This is a genomic window from Pseudoduganella buxea, assembly GCF_009720835.1.
Classification (GTDB): Bacteria; Pseudomonadota; Gammaproteobacteria; order Burkholderiales; family Burkholderiaceae_D; genus Rugamonas; species Rugamonas buxea.
This window is the reverse complement of the sequence record NZ_WNKZ01000298.1, coordinates 1-300: the sequence shown is the minus strand read 5'-3', so window position 1 is coordinate 300 and position 300 is coordinate 1. Positions and strand designations below refer to the sequence as shown.

The 300-nt window shown below is 64.3% G+C and carries 1 pseudogene; it reads left to right on the top strand.

What is annotated here, in order from left to right:
* Positions 1 to 300, top strand: a pseudogene (locus GM672_RS28755) (SEL1-like repeat protein); the annotation flags it as partial.

Below are 300 nucleotides of genomic sequence, written 5' to 3'. Positions count from 1 at the left end.
CCATTCCCGCCGGCTTGCAGGCGTTCGATGTCAACGGCCCGATCCCGACCTGCGGACGCTGGAAGGACACGATGCCGAAGACGCGCGATCCGGCCGCCTACCGGCTCTACATCAATGCCCGCAAGCTATGGCGCAGCAAGATCGAGTGGCAACTGACGCGCCAGGAAGCGCTCGGCATCCTGCACGACGTACAGACCGCCGCGAACCAGGGTGACTGGGGAGCACGCGCATTGATGGCCTACTTCTATCGCAATGGCCTCGGTCCCCTCGAGAAGAACCACGTGCTCGATCCGGATGCGG